The sequence below is a fragment of the Bailinhaonella thermotolerans genome (assembly GCF_003594875.1).
Lineage (GTDB): Bacteria > Actinomycetota > Actinomycetes > Streptosporangiales > Streptosporangiaceae > Bailinhaonella > Bailinhaonella thermotolerans.
The window spans coordinates 1-21029 of record NZ_QZEY01000011.1 but is presented as its reverse complement, the minus strand read 5'-3'; the positions used below and the strand labels follow the sequence as shown (position 1 = coordinate 21029).

Annotated in this window: 24 protein-coding genes; 13 read left to right on the top strand and 11 right to left on the bottom strand. The window is 76.0% G+C overall.

Going from position 1 to position 21029, the window contains the following annotated elements:
• Positions 1 to 29: 29 nt before the first annotated feature.
• Together D5H75_RS24995 and D5H75_RS24990 are read right to left on the bottom strand one after the other, a co-directional pair.
• Positions 30 to 659, bottom strand: coding sequence for a response regulator (locus D5H75_RS24995; RefSeq protein WP_119928978.1), 630 nt, complete (start codon positions 657 to 659; stop codon positions 30 to 32).
• Positions 599 to 1717 carry a sensor histidine kinase gene (locus D5H75_RS24990; protein ID WP_119928977.1) on the bottom strand — a complete coding sequence of 373 codons (1119 nt, stop codon included), beginning with the start codon at positions 1715 to 1717 and terminating at the stop codon, positions 599 to 601. Before D5H75_RS24990 ends, D5H75_RS24995 begins: the two co-directional genes overlap by 61 nt.
• Positions 1718 to 1837: 120 nt before the next feature.
• Between D5H75_RS24990 and D5H75_RS24985 the strand changes: the two genes are divergently transcribed.
• On the top strand, positions 1838 to 2893 hold the full coding sequence (locus tag D5H75_RS24985) for a hypothetical protein (RefSeq protein WP_147425272.1): 1056 nt from the start codon (positions 1838 to 1840) through the stop codon (positions 2891 to 2893).
• Between the two features lie 47 nt (positions 2894 to 2940).
• On the opposite strand, the gene D5H75_RS24980 is transcribed toward D5H75_RS24985, so the two are convergent.
• The 3 genes from D5H75_RS24980 to D5H75_RS24970 form a co-directional block, all read right to left on the bottom strand.
• Positions 2941 to 3309: a DUF1801 domain-containing protein gene (locus D5H75_RS24980; RefSeq protein WP_202638486.1), complete on the bottom strand. Its 369-nt coding sequence runs from the start codon at positions 3307 to 3309 to the stop codon at positions 2941 to 2943.
• A 106-nt stretch (positions 3310 to 3415) separates the two neighbouring features.
• Positions 3416 to 4720, bottom strand: a complete 1305-nt coding sequence (locus D5H75_RS43440) for an ankyrin repeat domain-containing protein (RefSeq protein ID WP_242454495.1) — start codon at positions 4718 to 4720, stop codon at positions 3416 to 3418.
• Positions 4721 to 4867: 147 nt separating this feature from the next.
• The gene (locus D5H75_RS24970; protein ID WP_119928974.1) at positions 4868 to 5818 is read right to left on the bottom strand and encodes a helix-turn-helix transcriptional regulator; all 951 of its coding nucleotides are present in this window, start codon (positions 5816 to 5818) and stop codon (positions 4868 to 4870) included.
• Between the two features lie 120 nt (positions 5819 to 5938).
• Here D5H75_RS24970 and D5H75_RS24965 point away from each other — a divergent pair, with 120 nt between their 5' ends.
• The 4 genes from D5H75_RS24965 to D5H75_RS24950 all read left to right on the top strand — a co-directional run bounded on the left by D5H75_RS24965 (position 5939) and on the right by D5H75_RS24950 (position 9650).
• On the top strand, positions 5939 to 6361 hold the full coding sequence (locus tag D5H75_RS24965) for a VOC family protein (protein WP_119928973.1): 423 nt from the start codon (positions 5939 to 5941) through the stop codon (positions 6359 to 6361).
• Between the two features lie 156 nt (positions 6362 to 6517).
• A complete protein-coding gene (locus D5H75_RS24960) occupies positions 6518 to 7123 on the top strand; it encodes a DinB family protein (RefSeq protein WP_119928972.1) in 606 nt (201 codons plus the stop codon).
• Positions 7124 to 7208: 85 nt separating this feature from the next.
• Positions 7209 to 8114, top strand: a complete 906-nt coding sequence (locus D5H75_RS24955; RefSeq protein ID WP_119928971.1) for a hypothetical protein — start codon at positions 7209 to 7211, stop codon at positions 8112 to 8114.
• A gap of 213 nt (positions 8115 to 8327) precedes the next feature.
• A complete protein-coding gene (locus tag D5H75_RS24950; RefSeq protein ID WP_202638485.1) occupies positions 8328 to 9650 on the top strand; it encodes an MFS transporter in 1323 nt (440 codons plus the stop codon).
• A 274-nt stretch (positions 9651 to 9924) separates the two neighbouring features.
• Here the strand turns inward: D5H75_RS24950 and D5H75_RS24945 are convergent, their stop codons facing one another.
• Complete coding sequence (locus tag D5H75_RS24945; protein ID WP_119928970.1) at positions 9925 to 10242, bottom strand: ArsR/SmtB family transcription factor; 318 nt, start codon at positions 10240 to 10242, stop codon at positions 9925 to 9927.
• A gap of 108 nt (positions 10243 to 10350) precedes the next feature.
• Here D5H75_RS24945 and D5H75_RS24940 point away from each other — a divergent pair, with 108 nt between their 5' ends.
• Positions 10351 to 11349: a zinc-dependent alcohol dehydrogenase family protein gene (locus D5H75_RS24940; protein ID WP_119928969.1), complete on the top strand. Its 999-nt coding sequence runs from the start codon at positions 10351 to 10353 to the stop codon at positions 11347 to 11349.
• A gap of 161 nt (positions 11350 to 11510) precedes the next feature.
• Here the strand turns inward: D5H75_RS24940 and D5H75_RS41905 are convergent, their stop codons facing one another.
• Together D5H75_RS41905 and D5H75_RS24930 are read right to left on the bottom strand one after the other, a co-directional pair.
• Positions 11511 to 12314 carry a class I SAM-dependent methyltransferase gene (locus D5H75_RS41905; RefSeq protein WP_202638484.1) on the bottom strand — a complete coding sequence of 268 codons (804 nt, stop codon included), beginning with the start codon at positions 12312 to 12314 and terminating at the stop codon, positions 11511 to 11513.
• Positions 12315 to 12328: 14 nt separating this feature from the next.
• The gene (locus D5H75_RS24930; RefSeq protein WP_422674054.1) at positions 12329 to 13351 is read right to left on the bottom strand and encodes an NAD(P)/FAD-dependent oxidoreductase; all 1023 of its coding nucleotides are present in this window, start codon (positions 13349 to 13351) and stop codon (positions 12329 to 12331) included.
• Positions 13352 to 13427: 76 nt separating this feature from the next.
• On the opposite strand from D5H75_RS24930, the gene D5H75_RS24925 reads away from it, so the two are divergent.
• Entirely contained in the window at positions 13428 to 14021 is a 594-nt protein-coding gene (locus D5H75_RS24925) for a helix-turn-helix domain-containing protein (RefSeq protein WP_119928968.1), read from the top strand.
• An 86-nt stretch (positions 14022 to 14107) separates the two neighbouring features.
• Here the strand turns inward: D5H75_RS24925 and D5H75_RS24920 are convergent, their stop codons facing one another.
• The gene (locus D5H75_RS24920; protein ID WP_119928967.1) at positions 14108 to 14680 is read right to left on the bottom strand and encodes a TetR/AcrR family transcriptional regulator; all 573 of its coding nucleotides are present in this window, start codon (positions 14678 to 14680) and stop codon (positions 14108 to 14110) included.
• A gap of 94 nt (positions 14681 to 14774) precedes the next feature.
• On the opposite strand from D5H75_RS24920, the gene D5H75_RS24915 reads away from it, so the two are divergent.
• Together D5H75_RS24915 and D5H75_RS24910 are read left to right on the top strand one after the other, a co-directional pair.
• On the top strand, positions 14775 to 15200 hold the full coding sequence (locus D5H75_RS24915; protein ID WP_147425271.1) for a DUF6463 family protein: 426 nt from the start codon (positions 14775 to 14777) through the stop codon (positions 15198 to 15200).
• A gap of 99 nt (positions 15201 to 15299) precedes the next feature.
• A complete protein-coding gene (locus D5H75_RS24910) occupies positions 15300 to 15959 on the top strand; it encodes a response regulator (RefSeq protein WP_119928965.1) in 660 nt (219 codons plus the stop codon).
• A gap of 88 nt (positions 15960 to 16047) precedes the next feature.
• On the opposite strand, the gene D5H75_RS24905 is transcribed toward D5H75_RS24910, so the two are convergent.
• Entirely contained in the window at positions 16048 to 16839 is a 792-nt protein-coding gene (locus tag D5H75_RS24905; RefSeq protein ID WP_202638482.1) for an arginase family protein, read from the bottom strand.
• A 240-nt stretch (positions 16840 to 17079) separates the two neighbouring features.
• Here D5H75_RS24905 and D5H75_RS24900 point away from each other — a divergent pair, with 240 nt between their 5' ends.
• From D5H75_RS24900 to D5H75_RS24890, 3 genes are all read left to right on the top strand, one after another.
• Positions 17080 to 17715, top strand: coding sequence for a DUF1579 family protein (locus D5H75_RS24900; RefSeq protein ID WP_119928963.1), 636 nt, complete (start codon positions 17080 to 17082; stop codon positions 17713 to 17715).
• Positions 17716 to 17893: 178 nt separating this feature from the next.
• Positions 17894 to 18703: an NAD-dependent epimerase/dehydratase family protein gene (locus D5H75_RS24895; RefSeq protein ID WP_119928962.1), complete on the top strand. Its 810-nt coding sequence runs from the start codon at positions 17894 to 17896 to the stop codon at positions 18701 to 18703.
• Positions 18704 to 18814: 111 nt separating this feature from the next.
• A complete protein-coding gene (locus tag D5H75_RS24890) occupies positions 18815 to 19165 on the top strand; it encodes a DUF1330 domain-containing protein (RefSeq protein WP_119928961.1) in 351 nt (116 codons plus the stop codon).
• A 10-nt stretch (positions 19166 to 19175) separates the two neighbouring features.
• Here D5H75_RS24890 and D5H75_RS24885 read toward each other — a convergent pair whose 3' ends face one another.
• A complete protein-coding gene (locus D5H75_RS24885; RefSeq protein WP_119928960.1) occupies positions 19176 to 19823 on the bottom strand; it encodes a CatB-related O-acetyltransferase in 648 nt (215 codons plus the stop codon).
• A 69-nt stretch (positions 19824 to 19892) separates the two neighbouring features.
• Between D5H75_RS24885 and D5H75_RS24880 the strand changes: the two genes are divergently transcribed.
• Positions 19893 to 20630, top strand: coding sequence for a TetR/AcrR family transcriptional regulator (locus D5H75_RS24880; protein WP_119928959.1), 738 nt, complete (start codon positions 19893 to 19895; stop codon positions 20628 to 20630).
• Positions 20631 to 21029: the final 399 nt, after the last annotated feature.

Genomic DNA, 21029 nt, shown 5'->3' with positions numbered 1-21029 from the left:
CGGGCTCCGGCGCGGCGTCGCGGGCCGGGTCAGGGTTCGGCCCTGCCGGTGGCCCAGGCCCAGGCGGCGATCGCCACGCGGTTCCTGGCGCCGGTCTTGCGCTGGATCGCGGCGACGTGGTTCTTGACCGTGCCCGGGGACAGGAAGAGCTCGGCCGCGATCTCGGCGTTGGTCCTGCCCTGCGCGACCAGGGCCACGACCTGGTCCTCCCGCTCGGTGAGGACCACGTCGGAGACCTCGCGCCGGCGGCCGCGCTCGCGCAGCAGCCGGACGGTGAGCTGCGGGCTGATGAGCACGTCGCCGTTCATCGCGGCCCGGACGGCCTCGACGAGCAGCGCGGGACCGGAGCGCTTGAGGATGAACCCGGCCGCGCCGTGGCCGAGCGCGGCGTGGACGTATTCGTCCAGGCCGAAGGTGGTCACGACCACGACGCGGATGCCGGTGCCGGCCAGGGCGCGCGTCACCTCGATCCCGTCGGCCCCCGGCATCCTGATGTCGGCCAGCACCACGTCGGGCCTGATCGCCCCGGCGGTCTCGATCGCCGTGCGCCCGTCGGCGGCCTCGGCCACCACGGTCATGTCGGGCTGGGCGTCGAGGATCAGGCGGAAGGCGCCGCGGATGCCTTCCTGGTCGTCGGCGATGAGGATGCGGGTGACCACTCCGGCGATTGTGCCAGCGGCAGCCGCGCGGTCAACGACCACCCCTGCGGCACGGCCCGCGCGGACAGCTCGCCGCCGTGGTCCCGGACGAGCGCGGCCAGGGCGGGCAGGCCGCTGCCGCCCCGCGCGCGGCCCCGCCCGCCGCCCCGCGCGCGGGCCACGCCGTCGTTGGTCATCGCGATCTCCAGGACCCCGGACGAGGCGGTGACGTCCAGCGCCACCCGCCCGGCCTGCGGGGCGTGCCGCCGTACGTTGGTCAGGCCCTCGATCACGATCCGGTACGCCAGGGCCGCGGTCTCCGGGGCGGCCGTCACGTCCGGGTCCATGCGCAGCTCGACCCGCGCGGGGCCGGCGGCGGAGAACCGCTCGGCCGCGTCCCGGATGCCGGCCAGGTCGCCGCCAGGGGCGAGGGGGCGGTCGTGGTGCAGCATGTCCAGCGTCCGGTCCAGCATCGACAGGGCCCGGCGGCCCGCGGCCTCGACGCGCTCCAGCGCCTGCCGCGGGTCGCCCGCGACCTGGCCCGCCTGGGCGTGCGCCACCATCTCGCTGATGTCGTGCGCCAGGTAGTCGTGCAGGTCCCCGGCGAGCCGCAGCCGCATCGCGAGGCGCGTCTCGGCCACCGCGCGCTCCCGCCGTACGTCGAGGACCCGCAGGTAGCCGCCGACGGAGGCGGCCAGCATCGCGCCCAGCCCCCAGAACGCGCACGCGCCGAGCTGTTCGAGCGGCGAGGCGGGCGTGAACACGCGCAGCAGCCAGCAGGCCGCGGCCAGGCCCGCGAGCGGAGCGGCGACCGCGGCCCGCCGGGCCGGCGCGTAGCGGACGGCCAGGCCGGCCAGCGCCATCAGCGCGCCACTCTCGATCATCCCCGGCAGGGCGGTGGCGGGCACCGCCCGCACCAGGCCGGTCAGGTGGACCAACGTGACGGCCGCCGACACGCCCGCCGCCAGCGCCGCCCAGGTGGACAGGCGCCGCCGGAACCGGGGCCGGGCCGCCGCGCTCCCGGCCGCCGCGACGGCCACCACGGCCGAGGTCAGGTCGACAAGCCACATCACGGTCACAGGAGCGACGATACGGGCTCGCGGCTCCGGGCCGGAGATGCCGAACGGCACCCGGGCGGCCCGCGAAAGGTGCCGGACGGCATCTGGCCCGCCCTCCCCACGCGGCGGGAGGCTCCCGGCATGAGCACCTTCACCTCTGATCGTCTCCGATACGCGGCGGTCCTGTGGGCGCTGGCCTACGGCGCGCTCGGGGCCGCCTGGGCGCTGGGCGCGCCCGGCTACCCGTGGGGGGCGTCCGACCCCGACCCGGACGGCGCCCTGTCGATCCTGGGCGCGACCACTCCGGGCTTCGGCTGGGCGATCGCCGCCTGCTGCGCGCTGACCGCGCTCACGGCGCTGGCGCTGCCCCGCGGCGGCGGGCGCCGAGCGCCGCTGTTCCTGGCCTGGCCGATCGCCGCGCTCCTGATCCTGGTGATCCCCGACTCCCGGCTGATGATGGGCGTCGCCTACACGCCGCTGCTGCTGGTCGCCCCGGTCTTCGGCTGGAGCCTCGGGGGCGCGGGCTTCGCCGACGCCTGGCCGTGGCCGGTGCTCAACCAGCTCGTGTGCGTGCTGGGCGGCCTGCTGCTGGCCGCCACGGCGCTGGCCTCCGCGCGGGACGGGGAGCGCATGCGGTGGTTCACCCCCCGGCGGGGGCGCGCCGCGGTGTACGTGGCGGTCGCCGTGCCGCTGTTCTACTGCGCCACCCGGTGGGCGTGGGCGCTGGGCATCCCGCTGGGCGTGAGCGCGGAGTTCCTGGACGCGGGCGAGGACGGCCTGTGGCTGGCGGGCGCGTACCTGGCCACGTTCGGGGCCTTCGGCGGCCTGCTCACCCTCGGCCTGATCCACCGGTGGGGCGAGGTCTTCCCGCGCTGGATCCCGGGGCTGCGCGGCAGGAGGGTGCCGCCGCTCCTCGCGGTCATCCCCGCCGGGTTCGTCTCGATCATCATCACCGTGGCCGGGCTGACCTACCTGCGCTGGACCATCGCCGGCCGGTTCGCCCTGAACGAATGGGGAGCCTGGCTGCCGGAGTGCTTCTGGCCGATCTGGGGCGCCGCGCTGGCCACCGCCACCGTCTCCTACCACCGCCGCCGACGGCACGACGAGAGGGCGGGACGCGCCCCGCGGGCGGCCGGCCTCCCCGGGGCCGCGGAACCCGCCCTCTCCCCGGCGGCGGACCAGAAAGCGGAGGCGTGAGGGTCAGCGGCGGCGGGGCGGGCCGGAGCCCGCGCCCGCCCCGGCCGCTACCCGCGCCGCAGCTCGACGGCGGCGTCGATCAGCGCGGTGAGCCGGTCCTCGGGGACCTGGCCGGGGCGGTCCAGGACGACGGAACGCCCCCGCCGGCCCGAGGGGGTGAGGATCCGCGCGGGATCGGGCAGGCGCTCGCCGTACTCGAAGAACAGCGAGACGGCGCGCTCACGGGGGAAGACGCCGCAGACGTAGCCCGCCCCGGGATGGTGGTAGCCAAACCCGTGCCAGCCCGGCCAGACCTTCTCCTGGGCGTCGGGCATCGCCGCGCGCACCACCCCCCGCACCCACAGCGCCGTCTCGACGACCCCGGCCTCGTGCCCCCGCAGGAGCTCCTCCACCTCGGCCCCACTCGCCTCCGGCATGGGCTCTCCTCCACGTGTTCGCGCCTCGGCGGCGCCGCTGAGCCCGCCTCCCGAGCGGGCCGCGCCCTCCATGATGCCGCCCGCCCCCGCCGGTCCGCCGTGGGGATCAGGGGGGTGGGGCGGTGGTGAGGGCGGTGTCGAGGGCGGGGTGGCCGGTGGGCGGGGTGAAGGAGGTGGGGGCTCCGGCCCGGGCGAGGGCGGCGACGGTGGCGGGGTAGTCGCCGTCGTCGGCGCGGTTGTGGGTCGCGCCCCACACCGCGCAGTCCAGGGGCGTGGGGCCGTCGTCGGCGAAGGCGTGGTCGCTCAGGTCGGCGCCGCGGTCGATGAGGAGGCGGACCACCTCGGCGCGGCCGTGCATCGCGGCCTGCTCCAGCGGGGTGAAGCCGCTCCAGCCGCGCGTGTCCACGGGCAGGCCGGCGTCGAGGAGGGCGCGCACGACGTCGGTACGACCGAGCAGCGCGAACTGGCCGAGGATCCACCCGTAGCCGGTGTCCTCGGGGATGCCCAGGGCGGGCGGCGGCGCGGCGGGCAGCCGTACGGACTCTCCCCGGGCGACGGCCAGTACCGCCTCGTCCACCGGGTCCAGGGCGGCGGTGGCGCCGTGGGCGGCCAGCAGGTCGTAGGCGGCCAGGTGCCCGCAGCGGGCGGCCAGCGCGAGCGGCCTGCGGCCGGTGTCCCACCGGTCCCAGGGGCGGTTCACGTCCGCGCCCGCCGCGAGCAGCATCGACAGGACGCGCACGCCCCGGCCCCTGGCGATGGCGTGGTGCAGGGCGCAGACCTCGTCCACGTCCACGCCGCGCTCCAGGAACCAGGCCAGCCCGCCCGCGTCCTCGAAGTCCAGCTTGTGGAGCACCATGCGCTCGAACCCCGGCCGGTGCAGCAGGTCCAGGAAGCCCGTGTCGGCCTGCTCGCACGCGTGGTAGAACGCGTCCGCGTCCGGCGTCGCCCCGTGCTCGACCAGCGCGCGGGCCAGCGCGAGGTCCCGCCGTTCGACCGCGTCGTACAACGCGCTGCGGACGTACTCCCCGTCCCCTTCCACGGTGTGGGCCCCCGGGTCGGCCCCCGCGCCCAGCAGCAGCTCCGCGCACCGCCGTACGGCCGGCGCGGGCGCGTCCGCGCGGCGCAGCAGGACCAGCAGCGGCGCGAGCCCGCCGATCGGGGCCGTGACCACCTCGGGATCGGCGGCGAGCAGGCCCGCCAGGGCGCCGGGGTCGGCCAGGACGAGGGCGCGCTCGGGCCCTTCGAGCCCGGCGGCGCGCACGTGGTGGACGAGGCGGGGCCAGCTCGCGAAGCCGTGCTCGCGGGCCAGCTCGAACTGCGCCCGGCTCAGCGGGATCCCGGCGGCGCGGGCGCGCGACTTGGCCCTCTTGCGCAGGAACGCGAGGGACGGGCGCGCGGGAAGATCAGGCATGGCGAACCTCCGTCGGCCCGGGTCCGCGAGCGCGGGCGAAGGTCCGTCGGCGGACGACGCTCATGCTGCCGGTGGGATGATCCCTTCCCCGCGGACCGGGCGCGCCCGGCGGCGCGCATCCGATCCTAGCCGCCGGGACCGCGCGGCTCATTCGACCGCCCGCTGGAAGCGGTCCGTGAGCGCCCGCAGGAAGTCGGCGAACTCGGGCGGGTCCAGGACGGTGAAGTCCACGTCCAGGGTCCCCAGGAAACCGGCCAGGTTCTGGTACGAGCTGCCACCGGACTCCAGCAGGGACGTGTTCTCGTCCACCGCCGTGAGGACGCCCGCCGTGGACGGGATGCGCGCGGCGATCGTCTCGGCGGGCGCGTGCAGCCGCACCCGCACCCGGTGGCTCCAGGCGCGGGAGCCGACGCCGCGCAGGACGTGGGTGGCGGCGTCCTCGGGCGGCTCGCGCGGGGTGAAGCGGGGGCCGTTCGGCGTCCTCGGCCGGATGCGGTCGGCACGGAACGTGCGCCAGTCCCGCCGGTCGACGTCCCAGGCCAGCAGGTACCACCGCCGCCCGGTGTAGACCAGGCGGTACGGCTCGGCCCGGCGCGTGCTGTCGTCGCCGTCGTGGCCCAGGTAGTCGAAGCGCAGTTGCTCGTGGTCGCGCGCGGCGGCGGCGATCGTGGTCAGGATCTCGGCGTCCACGGTCGGCCCGCCCCCGGCCGCGGAGATCGTCGCCGAGCGCAGCGCGTCCACCCGGCGGCGCAGCCGGGACGGGAGGGTGCGTTCCAGCTTGGCGAGCGCGCGCACGGAGGTCTCGGCGATGCCGCTGACGGTCCCGCCGGCGGCCGCGGCCAGGCCCAGCGCGACCGCGACCGCCTCGTCGTCGTCCAGCAGGAGCGGCGGCACCTCCTTGCCGGGGACGAGCCGGTAGCCGCCGGTGACGCCGGTGCTGGAGTCCACCTGGTAGCCCAGGATGCGCAGCCGTTCGACGTCGTTGCGCACGGTGCGGGTCGTCACCCCGAGCCGGCCGGCCAGTTCGGCCCCGCTCCAGTCCCGCCGCGTCTGGAGCAGCGACAGCAGCCGCAGGAGCCGTACGGAGGTTTCCAACATCTTCCGATTCTGGCAGATATTGCGGAAACGGAGGTTCCGCAATGGTCTGTAGCGTGATCAGTGGAAAGGGCGGAAGGACCACGGGGAGCCCGGACCGCCCGCGGCGACGAAGGAGGACTCATGCTCCGCGGATTCACCACGATCAACTACTGGGCCGACGACCTGAAGGCCGCCAGCCGGTGGTACGCCGAGGTCCTCGGCGTCGAGCCGTACTTCGAGCGCAGCGGCCCCAACGGCGAGCCCGGATACGTCGAGTTCCGCGTCGGGGATTACCAGCACGAGCTCGGCCTGCTCGACCGCCGCTGGGCGCCGCCGGGCGCCGCGGCCGAGCCGGGCGGGGTGGTCATGTACTGGCACGTGGACGACATCGAGGCGGCCTTCGCGCGGCTGCTGTCGCTCGGCGCGAAGGAGTACCAGCCGATCACCAACTGGGGCGATGGCGGGTACATCACCGCGTCGGTGCTCGACCCGTTCGGCAACGTCCTCGGCATCATGTACAACGAGCACTACCTGGAGATGCTGGAGACCACGGGCAAGGCGTGAGCGGGCACCGAGGCCCCGGGTGCCGTCCCGGGGCCTTTGCGCGCGCGGGGCGGGCCCCTGCAGCCCCGCCCCGGGCAGGACCTCGTCACCGGGGCCTTTGCGCGCGGGGCGGGCCCGCCGTGCGGTCGTGCCGGTCCCGCGTGGGAGACTGCCGCGATGAACGAGCCCGCCGACGCCAAGGCCAAGTCCGACCTGCTCCGCTACCTCCAGGCCGCCCGCGAGGCCCTGGTGTGGAAGCTCGACGGCCTGTCGGAATACGACGCCCGCCGTCCGCTGACGCCGACCGGCACCAACCTCCTCGGCCTGGTCAAGCACGCCGTAGGAGTCGAGACCGGCTACTTCGGGGACACGTTCGGCCGCCCGTTCTTCGACGTGCCGCCGCCGTGGCTGGCCGCGGGCGCCGAGGACAACGCGGACATGTGGGCCACCCCTGACGAGTCCCGCGAGGAGATCGTCGATCTGTTCCGCCGCGCGTGGGCGCACTCGGACGAGACGATCGCGGCGCTGCCCCTGGACGCGGCGGGCGCGGTGCCGTGGTGGCCGGAGGAGCGCCGCGCGGTGACGCTGCACCAGGTCCTGGTCCACGTGATCTCCGACCTCCAGCGCCACGCCGGCCACGCCGACATCGTCCGCGAGCTCATCGACGGCGCGGCCGGCCTGCGGCCCGGGGCCGCGAGCCTGGCCGCAGGCGACCGCGCCTGGTGGGAGGCCTACCACCGCCGCGTGGAGGACGCCGCCCGCGAGGCCGGCGGGCGCGCCTGACTCCAAGATCCCGATCCGCGGTCCGGCCGGTATGGTGGGGCGCTTCGCGTTCTCGATCCCCCTTCGTCCCGCCCAGGAAGTGCACGTGCGCCGCTACCGTCACGGCCGGATCGCCGGACCCCTCACGATCCTCTACGCGGCCCTGGCGGCCGCCGCCTTCGCCGCCGGGAACGACGACCTCCTCGCGGCGGTCGCGGATCCGGGCGGCCTGCGCGGGTCCCTGACGGCCGACCCTCCGGTCCTGTTCATGACCGTCCTCGTGCAGACCTGGGCGATCTGGCACATCCTGCGCGGTCCGGTCGCCGGCGTCACGCCGCCCGCCGATCGGCCGGTCCGCCTTCTCCGCTGGGCGTTGTACGGCCTGGCCGCCGACCACGTGGCGCGCCTGCTGCTCCCGGTCCCCTGGGTGATCTCCGGCGCCCTGCGCCTCGCCGTGGTCGTGCTCTTCTTCCGCGTCCTCGCCGCCCCCCGCGCGGCGCGCCTGATCGGCCTGGTGACCGGCCTGCTCGCCGTGCTCCTCACGAGCGCCGTGAGCCTGGTCGAGGAGCTCGCCGCGGAGGGGATGCTCCTGGCCGGGGTGTACGCGCTGCCGTGGATGTTCGTGACGCTGTGGTCCCAGTCCCGCGACGGCCGCCGGACCGTCCTGACCACCCGGACCGGCCTCGCCTGGGGCATGTCCATCGCCCTCGTGATCGCCTGGGCGGCGATCGCCGAGCCGGGGTCGTCATCCGACGCCGACCTCGCCCTGGTCACGGGGCCCGGTGTGTACCCCGAGCCGCCGTCGCCCTCGCTCGCCCCCATCGCGCTCGCCCTCGACGTCCTGTTCGCCGCCTGGGCCGCCCTGTCCGCCCACGACCTCGCCGGCCTCCGCGCGGTCGCCCCGGCGCCCCGCCGTACCCCTGCCGCGGAAGCCGGAGACGCCGCGGACGCCGGAGACGCCGGGGAAGAGGAGCCGGGTGCCGCCCGCGTGCCTCCGCCGCCCGCCCCCTGAGCCGCGGCAGCCGGGACGCGGGCCGGGATCGGGCGCGGCCGGAGAGGGCGGGGGCGGAGAGGGCGGGGGCGGTCAGCCGCCGCGTGCTACCGTGATCGGCATGTTCCTCCTGTTCGCGTAGAAGGCCGCCCCGCCCGCGCCGCCCGCGTGTGGCACTCGCCGGCCTGAGACCCGTGCGCGCCCCGCCGCGCTCCCGACCCGAGGAACATGATCGTGTCTTCGTCCTCCCGGGCTCCGTCGTACGCCGCCGTGCTGCGGACGCCCCATGCCCTGTTCGGCTTCTGCGCCGCCCTGGTGGGGCGGCTGTCCTACGGGACCGTCTTCCTGTCGCTGGCGCTGGCCGTCAAGGAGAGCACCGGCTCGTTCTCAATGCTCGGCACCGTGACGGCGCTGTTCGGGTTCGCCAGCGTGCTCGGCAGCCCGGTCCGCGCCGCGCTGGTGGACCGGTACGGCCCGCGGCGGGCCCTCCCGCCCATGGCGTTCGGCTACGCGGTCGCGCTGGGCGGGCTGGCGCTGGCGACCTCCCGGCCCGGGGCCCCGGGTCTCCTGCTGGCGGTGCTGGCGGCGGTGGCCGGGCTCGGCACGCCGCCGCTCGGGCCGACGATGCGGGCGCTCTGGAGCGACCTCCTGCCCGATCGCGCCCTGCTCCAGCGGGCCTACAGCCTGGACACGGTCGCCGAGGAACTCCTCTACGTCACCGGGCCGCTGCTGGTGGGGCTGCTGATCCAGGTCGCGCCGCCCTGGACCGGGGTCGCGGCGAGCGCGCTGCTGATCCTTTCGGGCTCCCTCGCGCTGGCCTGGTCCCCGGCGCTCCGCGCACGCCCGGCCGGAACCACCGAAACCGCCGGCACCGGTGAAACCGCCGGCACCATCGGCTCCACCGGGGCCGATGGGGCCGATGGTGCCGCCGCAGCTCGGCCGTACCGGGCGCTTTCCAGGCGGCCGCGCAGGCCGTACGGCGCGGCGCTGGGGCGGGCGATCGGCGTGGCCGCGGGGCTGGGCATGGCGCTCGGGGCGGTGGAACTGCTCGTGATCGCGGTCGCCGACGAGCACGGGCGGCCGGGGACGGTGCCGTGGACCATGGCGGCGCTGTCGGCGGGGAGCGCGATCGGCGGGCTGGCCTACGGGGCCGTGCGGTGGCGGGTCTCGACCATGGCCCGGCTGGGGGCGCTCGGCGCGGCGCTCGGGCTGACCCTGGCCGCGATGGGCCTGTTCCCGCACCCCTACCCGCTGATCGCGATGGCGGCGCTCGGCGGGGTGTGCGTGGCCCCGGCGCTGACGACCGCCTACCTGATCGCCGACGAGACCGCCGCCCGTGAGGCGCGCACCCGGGCGATCACCTGGATCGGCACGGCGTTCAACGCGGGGTCGTCGGCGTCGGCGGGCGCGGTGGGCCTGCTGGTCGAGCGGGTCCCGCTGCCCGTGTGCTTCCTCGCCGCGGCGCTCCCGGTGCTCCTGTCCGCCGCGGTCGCCCTCGGCCGCCGGTCCGCCGGGCGAGACCCCGGGCCCGCGCGCCCGGCCGAGGTCTCCGCCTAGGCTCGCCCGCCGTACGGCGGCGCGGGGGTCAGGCGGGGGCGGGACGGCAGGCGGCGGGGAGCGGGCGGTGACGCCCCCGGGGGCGGCCTGGGCCGGGCGGCGTCCCCGGTCAGGCCGAACAGCGGGGGCGGGCGGTCGCGGTGGGATCTGCCAGGCGCACGACGCCGTCATCCGCGCGCGGCTCCAGGCCGGGCGGCGAGGGACGCGCGCACGCCGCCTCGTGGGGGACGTCCGCGCCGGACGGCGGGCGGCCGGCAGGCGGGCGCCCCCTGGATCAGGGCACGGTGGCGTGCCGGGGGATCACGATGTCGAGCAGGCCGGGGAACGCCTCCTCGACCTCGGCGCGGCGCAGGCCGCTCATGCGGGCCGTGCCCACGTAGTACTGGCGGATCAGGCCGGCCTCGCGCAGCACCTTGAAGTGGTGGGTCGCGGTGGACTTGCTCACCGGGATGTCCACGAGGCCGCAGCGGAGATCCTCCCCGGCGGCGTCGAGCTGGGCGAGGATGCTCCGCCGTACCGGATCGACCAGGGCCTCCAGGACCTTCTGGAGGTCGAAGTCGCCGGGCTCGGGCGCGGTGCGGGCGTCGCTCATGGGTCCATCGTACGACAGCGATCGTAGTTCGACGAGATTCGTAGTTTGACAGCGATCGTACTTATGGGCTTAGGTGATCCACGCCAGACGGATCGGGAGGAGCCCCACATGACGAAGGTCGTACGTTTCCACGAGCTCGGCGGACCCGAGGTGATGCGGGTGGAGGACCTGGAGCCGGGCGAGCCGGGCCCCGGCGAGGTGCGGATCCGGGTCGAGGCCATCGGGCTCAACCGGGCCGAGGCCCTGTTCCGGCGGGGCGTCTACATCGAGCCGGTCAGGCGGTTCCCGGCGCGGCTCGGCGCCGAGGCCGCCGGGGTGGTCGAGGCCGTGGGGCCGGGCGTGACCGGGTTCGCGCCCGGGCAGGCGGTCAGCACCGTGCCCGGTTTCTCCCAGAACGACTACGGCGTCTACGCCGAACGCGCGATCGTCCCCGCGTGGGCGCTGCTGCGCCGGCCCGACGGCATGGACGCGGTGGCGGGCGCGGCCGTGTGGATGCCGTACCTCACGGCGTACGGCGCGCTGGTCGAGGTGGGCGGCATGCGCCCCGGCGACGCGGTGGCGCTCAACGCCGCCTCCAGCGGTGTCGGGCTGGCCGCGATCCAGACGGCGAACCGCGTCGGCGCGCGGCCGATCGCCATCACGCGCGGGAACGGCAAGCGGGAGCGGCTGCTCGCGGAGGGCGCGGCCGAGGTGATCGTCGCCGGCGAGGAGGACGTGCCGACCCGGCTGATGGAGCTGACCGGCGGCCGGGGCGTGGAGTACGTCTTCGACGCCGTCGCCGGGCCCGGGGTGACCGACCTGGCGCGGGCCGTCGCGCCCGGCGGCACGCACTTCCTGTACGGCGCGCTCAGCGGCCTGCCGACGCCGTACCCGGGGTTCGACCTGGGCATGCCCGCCCTCAACATGCGGACGTACACCGTGCTGGAGACCATGCGCGACCCCGAGCGTCTGCGCCGGGGGACCGAGTTCGTCGCCTCGGGCCTGCGCGACGGCGCGTTCCGGCCGGTGGTGGACCGCGTGTTCCCGCTGGAGGAGATCGTCGAGGCGCACCGGCACATGGAGACCGGCGACCAGTTCGGCAAGATCGTCGTCACCACGTCCGCGTGACCGCGCCCGCCGTACGCCAGGGGCCGATCTCCCTCGTCGTACGGCGGGCGGGGGCCTGGCCCGGCGGCCCGGGGAGCGGGCGCGGGCCGGGAACGCCCGGGGTCAGGGGCGCTCCGGGCGGAGGCGCTCCGGACCGGGGGCGCCCGGGAAGACGTTCCGGATCAGGGGCGCCTGCGGGCGCGTACGACGGAGTCGTGCAGGACCGTGCCGTGCCCGCGCGGGTTCGTCACGGTCCTCGTCCGGAACTCGGCGGCGACGACCTCCCAGCCGGCCGGGTCGAGGGCGGCCGCGATCTCCTCCGGCGTGAGGTGGACCAGCGGCCCGGAGCCGTGCCCGTGCCCGCCGTGATCACCGTGTCCGCCGTGCGGCCCGGCGCCCGGGGCGTGCCCGTGCCCTCCGTGCGCCCCGCCGCCGTGACCGTGCTCCCCGTGCGCGGCGTCGCCGCCGTCCCCGTGCCCGGCCTGCCCGTCCCCGTGCGTGGTGTGGACGGCGTGCCCGTCCCCGTGCGCGGTGTGGCCCGCGTCGCCGGCGGGGGGCGGGTGGTGGTCCACGATGAGCAGGGTGCCGCCCGGCGCGACCGCCGCCGCCAGCCGCCGGAACAGCGGCCCGGGCCCGGCGGCCGGATGCACGTAGTGGGAGTAGACCAGGGCGAACCCCTCCTCGGCGGGCGTCCAGCCGGTCAGGTCGGCCCGCACCCAGTCGATCCGGTCCGCGACCCCGGACTCCCGGGCGTGCTCACGCGCGTGCTCCAGCGCGGTGTCCGAGATGTCCACCCCGGTCACCCGCCACCCCCGCGAGGCGAGCCAGACGGCGTCGGTTCCGGTGCCGCACCCGGCCTCCAGCGCCGCGCCGGGCGGCAGCCCCCCGGCCGCCTCCGCCAGGTACGGGTTCGGCTCCAGCCGGCGGGACACCGTGTGCTCGCGGTACCGCCCCTCCCAGTACGCCTCGTCGAATTCCTCGGGCATGACAGCTCCTTGCCTCACAGTCCGTGCCGGCGGTCGCCCCCGGCCCCTCGCCCCACCAGTGCCTCCGACTCGGCGGAGAACCCGTCTCGCCGCGCGGCGACCGCCCGGGCCGTCTCCTCGGCGATCAGGTCGGCGTTGATGTGCGCCCCGGCCAGGGCTCCCGCCGCCGCCGACGCACCCACCTGGGCCGACAGGTCGGTGACGTTCCCCGCGGCCCAGACGCCCGGCACCGCCGTACGGCCGGCGGCGTCCGCCGGGATGTGCTCGCCCGCGCCGCTCGGATGCTCGGCCGGCGACAGCCCGATCCCGGCCAGGAATCCGGCGCGCGGCCGCATCCGCGCCCCGGCCGCGACCGCCTGCCGGGGGATCACCCGGCCGTCGCTCAGCCGTACCCCGGTCAGCCGGTCGCCGGCGACCTCCAGGGCCGTCACCTCGCCCTCGATCACCGGGATGCCGCGGGCGGCCAGCCGTTCGGCGTCCTCGGCGGGCAGCCCGGCGGCGGTGTGGGCGAAGAACACCACGTCGTCGCTCAACTGGCGGAACAGCAGCGCCTGGTGCACCGCCATCGGCCCGAGGGCCAGCACGCCGATCGCCTGGTCGCGGATCTCCCAGCCGTGGCAGTACGGGCAGTGCACGACGTCCCGGCCCCACCGCTCCCGCAGGCCCGGGATGTCCGGCAGCTCGTCCACCAGGCCCGTGGCCACCAGCAGCCGGCGAGCCCTGACGGTACGGCCGCCGGCCAGGCTCACCGCGAACCCCTCGTCCTCGCGCGTCACGTCGGCGATCTCGCCGGTGACGACGTGCCCGCCGTACCCGCGCACCTCCGCCCGGCCGCGCTCCAGCAGCTCGGCGGGGCTCACGCCCTCCCGGCCGAGCAGCCCGTGCACGCCCTCGGCCGGGGCGTTGCGCGGCGCGCCCGCGTCGATCACGAGCACGGACCGGCGCGAGCGCGCCAGCATCAGCGCCCCGCTCAGCCCCGCCGCACCGCCTCCGGCCACTACCACGTCATAGCCGTCTTTCACCTGGTCAATCACGATGACCACCTCCGCGCACACTATGGGACACCGCGCGCCGGATTGGCAAAGTCTCTTGCCGATCTGGCAAACTGAAGGCATGGACGACGACCTCGACCAGGCACTCGACGCGGTCGGGCCCCGGCTCCGCGCGCTGCGGCAGCAGCGGGAGATCACCCTGACCGACCTGTCCGCCACCACGGGCATCTCGATCAGCACGCTCTCGCGGCTGGAGTCCGGCGCCCGCCGACCGACCCTGGAGCTGCTGCTGCCCCTGGCCCGCGCGCACGGCGTCACGCTCGACGAGCTCGTCGACGCCCCGCCGACCGGTGACCCGCGCATCCACCTGCGCCCGATCACCCACCACGGCATGACGATGCTGCCCCTGACCAGGCGGGCGGGCGGCATCCAGGCGTACAAGATCGTGCTCGCCCCGGGCGACATGCCCGGCGAGCCCGAGCCCCAGACCCACGAGGGCTACGACTGGGTCTACGTCCTCAACGGCCGTCTCCGCCTCGTCCTCGGCGAGCACGACCTGGTGCTCACGCCCGGCGAGGCCGCCGAGTTCGACACCCGCGTCCCCCACTGGTTCGGCCCCGCCGACGACGAGCCGGTCGAGTTCCTCAGCCTCTTCGGCAAGCAGGGCGAGCGCCTCCACCTCCGCGCCCGCCCCAAGAAGAGACCCACCGACTGATCACCCGCCCCCGCCCGTCCCGCGCCGCCCGGCCGCGGGCGATGACCGCGCGGCGGCGTGAGGGGGCGGGTCCCCGCCTCGGTACGTCAGGACGTAGGGCTCGCGGCGGCCTGGACCAGGGCGCGGAGCGTGGTTTCCACCGCTGCCAGGTCCACCGCTTCGGGGGATACGCGCCACTGGGCGTGAACGCCGATCACGGCTCCCACGAGGAGGACGGTGAGGGCTTCGCGGGTGGTTCCGGGCGGGACGGAGTCGGCGGGGATCCGGGCCTGGACCGCCTCCCGGAGGGCCGCGTGGAGGCGGGCGTAGTGGGCGCGGATGGGGGAGCCGACCTCGACGGCCTCGGCGAGCAGGGTGATGAACAGCCTCGTGGCGGGGCGGCGGATGAAGCCGGCGAGCTGGTCCAGGGGGTCGGGGGAGGGGGCGGCCTCCGGGCCGAAGCCGGCCAGGACGGCCTGGAGCTGGTCGTCCACGACGGCTTCGAGCAGGCCCGGCTTGTTGCCGAAGTGCCACGGGATGGAGCCGCGGCTGATCCCGGCGCGTTCGGCGATGTCGATGAAGCTCGTCTGCCGGTACCCCTTCTCGGCGAAGAGCTCGGCCGCGGCCGTCACCAGCCGCCGGCGGCTCTCCTGGGTCTGCTCCATGCGTCGCGTGGCCATGCCGCCCATCCAATCAGGTATGCCGTTCAGCATAGCGAATGCCGACCGGTATAGCCTATGTTGGTCAACACAGGAATCGGCCGGAGGGACCCCCATGAGCACGACGACAGCGACCCGATCGGGAGTAAGGCCCGCGGCCCTCACCAGGTGGGGCGGCTGGAGCTGCGTGGTGATCGCCGTCGGCCACTCCGTCCTGGGCGCGATCAAGGGCGCGGAGCACTGGGCGGGCTGGGCCGCCGGGGAGCTCCAGGGCGGGCTGGGGGCGGCCAAGCCGGTGTACTCCGAGCTGTCCTTCTGGGCGGTGCCCGGCGGCTTCGCCGTGCCGCTGCTCCTCCTCGGGCTGCTGGCGGTGGGACGCGCGCGCGAGGGGCGGCCGCTCCCCGGCTACGTCGGATGGGCGCTGCTGGCCTGGGCCGCCTTCGGCGCCTACGTGACCTTCCCGTTGTTCGGGTTCTTCCTGGTGTTCGTCCCCGCCGCGCTCTTCCTCCTCGCCGCCCGCGAGGCACGGCTCGCCTCCTGACGCCCGCGGGGCGAACCGGATGTTCCCGGCGTGGTCGGTAGGCTGGCCGCCGGGCCTCCGTACGACGGGGTGGGGGCGGGCGGGGAACGAGGTGAGCCGGTGATCCGGGTGGTGCTGGCCGACGACGAGGCCATGATCCGGGCGGGGGTCCGGTCGATCCTGACCACCGATCCCGAGATCGACGTCGTGGCCGAGGCGGCCGACGGGCGCGAGGCCGTCGAACTCGTGCGGGCGCACCGGCCCGACCTGGCGCTGCTCGACGTGCGCATGCCGCGCCTGGACGGCCTGGCGGCGCTGGCGGAGCTGCGCGCCGCCGCGCCCGAGGTCGCGGTGATCATGCTCACCACCTTCGACGAGGACGAGTACGTCTCTCGGGCGCTCGGCGAGGGCGCGGCGGGCTTCCTCCTCAAGGCGTCCGACCCGCGCGAGCTGCTCATCGGGGTCCGGGCGGTGGCCGGGGGAGCGGCCTACCTGTCCCCCCGCATCGCCCAGAAGGTGATCGCGCGGCTCAACTCCGGCCGGCTCACCAGGGCCGACGCCGCGCGGGCCCGGGTGGAGTCGCTGACGCCGCGCGAGCGCGACGTCCTCGGCCTGGTCGGCCGCGGCATGTCCAACCAGGAGATCGCCCGCGCGCTCTTCCTGACGGAGGGCACCGTCAAGGCCCACGTCAGCTCGATCCTGCTCCGGCTCGGCCTCGCCAACCGGGTCCAGGCCGCGATCCTGGCCTACGAGGCCGGCCTGGCGCACGAGCGCGCCTGACCGGCCCCCGCCGCACGAGCGCGCCTGATCCGGCCGCCGCACGAGCGCGTGACCCGGATCTCACCGCGCGAGCGCGCCGGCCCGGGCGTCAGCGGGCCAGCGCGGCGGCCAGGCCGCGGATGACCTCGGCCTCGCGCGGATCGGGCTCGTCGCCCGCCGGCGCGTGCTCGGTGATGGCCGCCCCCACGATCTCGTCCACCCCGCAGACCAACTCGGCCAGGAGCTCCGGCCGTACGCCGTCCGGCTCGGGGTAGCAGGTCGAGCCGAAGGCCGCCGGGTCCAGCACGTCGAGGTCGATGTGCACGTACACCGGCCCGCGCAGGCCGTCGAACGCCCGCTCCAGATCGGCGACGCCGTGCCTGCGCAGGCCGGTCTCGGCGAGGTAGCGGTGCTCGGTCGCGTGGCCCGCCCGCTCCCCGGCGATGATCACCTGCCGGGGTGCCAGCGGCCGCTCCGGCGTGAGCCCGGGCGGCCCGTCCCCGAGCAGGGCGCGCACCACCATGCCGTGGAACGCGCCGGACGGCAGGGTCCGCGGGCTGTGGACGTCGGGATGGGCGTCGATCCAGAGCACCGTCAGCGCGTCGCCGTACCGGGCGCGGGCGGCCTCGATCGGCGCGATGTCGACCGCGCAGTCCCCGCCGACCGTGATCACCAGGTCGCCGATCCCCGCCAGCGCCTCCCGCGTCAGCCGCTGGTTCTCCACGAGCGCGTCGTACGCGCGGATCCCGGCCGTCCTGCCCCCGCCGGTCTCCAGCACGGGCACGGTCACCACCGCGCTCGCGGGCACGAGCGCCGCCGCGGTGCGCGCCCCCGCCACCAGTCGCGGCGCCCCGTCCGACGCGGACCCCTGCCACTGCGGGACACAGAGCACTGTCGTCACGCCGCGACCCTACAGGGATCAAGGCCCCGATCCCGGAGGATCCATGCGGAATGCACATCCGTCCCATGACCGGGGAACTATCGGCACTTGCCGGGCCGCTGTCACGATCGTCGTGATCACGATCCGCCGGACGGCGTCCACCGCCTCCCGGGGTCACGGCCGTTCCCAAGTCCCCGGCGCGGGCGCGTGCCCCGCCGGCGCGGCGGCGGTTCCCCCGGCGCCTCACCAAGGGAGACCACCATGCCGAAGAGACCGTCCCTGCTGGCGGCCTCGGCCGCGGCCGTACTGGCCCTGACCGGCGCGCCGGGCGCCTCCGCCACGGTCGCGGCCGCCGCCCCGCCCGCCCGGGCCGCGTCCCAGAACGTCCTGGAGCCGGGGCCCTTCCATCGGCGGCTCGACCCGCTGGTGGGCACATGGAAGGCCGTCAAGTACAACTACCTCCTCGGCCGCGACGGAGAGCCGGTCGTCTCCCGCGACCTCACCGTCAGGACGCGCTGGATCGCCGAGACCGGCGGGCGCTTCCTGCGGGAGGAGAGCGAGGGCACGCTCGGCGGGAACCGGTACTACCGCCTGGGCGTCCTCGGCTTCTCCGGCATCGACCGGCGCTATGAGTGGACGACCTTCGACAGCGTCACCCCCACCTCCATGACCTACCGGGGCCCGGCCCTCGCCGAGGGCGCCGACGTGCTGACGCTGCCCGGCTCCTTCACCGACCCCGGCGTGCTCGGCCCCGAACACGCCGGCAGGACGATCCCGATGCGCACGGTGATCACGATCAGGCCGGGCGGCCGCCACACCTTCGACCTGTACTTCACCCCGCCCGGCCAGGCCGAGCGCCTGGTGGACCGCGTCGTCTACCTGCGCCGGACCGCCTGACCGCCTCCACCCGCGCGGGAGCGCCCAGCCCGCGCCGGGCTCCGGCCGTACGGCCGGAGCCGCGATCACCTACGACCCGCCGCGGGCGATCACCCGCCCCCGGCTTCCATCCGGCCGCCCGCCCGTCGGCGGGCGCCATCGACCGCGCCGCCGAGCCCGGCGGCGGGGAGGAGACAGCGTGAACATCCTGGTCATCGGGGCCACCGGCTACATCGGCGGGGCCGTGGCGGCCGCCGCCGCGCGGGCCGGGCACGACGTGGCCGCCCTGCGTCACCCCGGCGGGCACGGCCTGCCGGACAACCGGCGCCAGGTGGAGGGGGACCTCCGCGACCCCGCCTCGCTGACGGCCGCCGCCGAGGGCTTCGACCGCGTGGTCCACGCCGGGCCGCCACTGGGCGAGGAGATCGATCTGGCGGGCGTGGACGCCCTGGTCGCGGCCGGGGTGCCGCTGGTGTACACGACCGGCGCCGCCGTGCTGGGCCCGGGATGGTCGGACGAGGACAGCGACCCCGATCCGCACCCGCTGATCTCCTGGCGGGGCGAGGCCGAGCGGCGGGTGCTCGCCGCGGGCGGGCACGTGGTCAGGCCCGGCCTGGCGTACGGCGACGGCGGCGGGCTCGTCGCCGGCCTGCTCGCCCGCGAGGCCGCGGAGCGGGGGGTCGGCGTCTACATCGGCGAGCCTGGCGTGCGCCTGCCGGTCGTGCACGTCGAGGACCTGGCCGCGCTGTACGTCGCCGTGCTCGGCGCGAGCGGGCCGGGCCGGATCTGGCACGGCATGAGCGAGAACGTCCGGCTGGACGAGGTCGCGGCGGTGCTCGGCGGCGGCGAGGCCGTCTCCTGGCCGCTGGAGGAGGCGCGGGCCGAGGTGGGCCCGGCCGCCGACCTGTTCACGCTGGACCAGGTGGTCGACTCGGCCAAGACCAGGGACCTGCTCGGCTGGCGCCCGGCCCGCACCTCGCTGCTGGACTGGCTGCGCGAGCACCGCTGAGCCGTACGGCCATGCCCGCCCGCCGCTGAGCCGTACGGCCCGGCCGGCGCGGGCGGAGCCGTACGACCCGCCGCGGGCCGGCCCCGGAGAGAGACCGCCACGGAGGAAACGATGACCGCCTACCTGCTCGCGCGCCTTCACCTGCCCACGGAGACGCACCCGGACCTGCTGGAGTACCAGCGGCGGATCGAGGCGGCCCTGGCCCCCTTCTCCGGCCGCTTCCTCGTGCGCGCGGGCGCGATCGAGTCGCTGGAGGGCGACTGGCGGGGCGACGTCGTCCTGATCGAGTTCCCCTCCCTGGATCACGCCCGCGGCTTCTACGGATCGCCCGCCTACCGGCAGATCATCCCCCTCCGGGTGAGGCACGTGACCGGCGACCTGATCCTGGTCCGGGGCGTCGCCCCCGCCCCCGGCGCAACCGCCGTACCCGCCGTACCCGCCGGGCCCCAGGGGACCGGGTAGCCGGGCCCCGTCAGGAGGCGGGGGCGGCGGCCTCCAGGTCGGCCACCGTGCCGGACATGATCGTGCGGATGTGGGCGGTGATGTGGTCGGCGGGCCAGTCCCACCAGGCCACGGCCAGCAGCCGGGCGATCTCCGCCGCGCTGTGGCGGGTGCGGATGAGGCGCGCCGGGTTGCCGCCGACGATCCCGTAGTCGGGCACGTCGGAGGTGACCACCGCGCCCGCGCCGATGATCGCGCCGTGGCCGATGCGCACGCCCGGCATCACCGTCGCGCCGTTCCCGAGCCAGACGTCGTTGCCGACGACGGTGTCCCCCCGGCCGGGCAGGTTCGCCAGGAGGTCGAAGTGGTCGGCCCAGGAGCCGCCCATGGTGGGGAAGGGGAACGTCGAGGGGCCGTCCATGCGGTGGTTGGCGCCGTTCATGATGAACCGCACGCCCGTGGCCAGCGCGCAGAACTTGCCGATGACCAGCTTCTCCGGCCCGTAGTGGTAGAGGACGTTGCGCGTCTCGAACGCCGTCGGGTCGTCCGGGTCGTCGTAGTACGAGTACTCCCCGACCTCGATCAGCGGCGACGTGACCAGCGGCCGGAGCAGCACCACCCGCGGCTGCCCGGGCATCGGGTGCAGCACGGTCGGGTCGGCGGGAACAGGGGACGTCATGGGGCGATTCCTCTCGGTGCTGTCGAACGGCCGCCGTTATCGCGACATTTGTTGCATTAAGATGCTGGCATGACATCGTCACCAGGGCAAACCGGAGGCGGGGACACGGCGTCCCCGACTCCGTCACCGCGCGAGGCTTCGCCTCCGGGCGAGACCTCACCTCCCCACGAGGCCGGGGAGGCGGCGCCGATCCGCCGCCGGCCCGGTGGCCGCACCGGGCGCGTCCGCGCCCAGGTGCTCGACGCGGTCCGGGCCGAGCTCGGGGAGCGCGGCTACGACGGGCTCACGCTGGACGGCGTCGCGGCCCGCGCGGGCGTCCACCGCGCCACGGTGTACCGGCGCTGGCGGGACGTCGGCGGCCTGCTCGCCGACCTGTTCGAAGCCACGCGCGACGACGACTGGCTGCCCCGGGACACCGGCTCCCTGCGGGGCGACCTCGCGGCGCTGAACCGCGAGAACCAGGACGCCCTGACCGCGCGGCCGTCGATCGCCGAGGCCCTGATCGCGGCCGCGTACCGCTCGGAGGAGGCCGCGCGCGGCGTGCGGCGGCTCTGGGAGGACCGCTACGCCCGCTGCGAGGTCATCGTCGAGAGGGCGGTCCGCCGCGGCGAACTCCCGCCGCGCACCGACGCGCGCCGGCTGCTCGTCGCCGCGACCGCGCCGATCTACCACTGGCTGACGCTGCTCCGCCTGCCGCCCGACCCGGACCTCCCCGACCGCGTGGCCCGCGACGTCGTCCTGGCCGCCTCCGCCGGCGCCTTCACCGAGCCGCCGCCCGGCGACGCCCGGCCATCCAGCGAGGCCTGACCGCCCGGCCCCGCCCGCCAGGCCGGCGCCGTACGGCGGGCCCGCCGCGGCCGGAGGAGACCGGCCGGCGCGAGGGGTCGTCGCGGGCGGGCGCGCGCGGCCGTACGGTGTGGACCCGGGCGGGTGAACGGGCCGCTCCGGGGTCGTCCGGACGGCCTTCGCGCGGCGCGACTTGACGTTTCCCCCGCGCGCGTGCGATCCTGCTTGCGGGATAGAGGTTGACGCTCAATATACGTGTGGACATTTGTCGGCGTTTTCATTTATGCTGCCCTCTCACGCGCGCCCTCGACGTTCCGCCCTTCGTGTCGGCTGTGACATCGTCCGGCGTGCGCCCGATCAGTCCGCCGCGAGCCCTCGGAAGGACATCTGTTGGCAGCCTCGCGCAACGCCTCCGCCGTA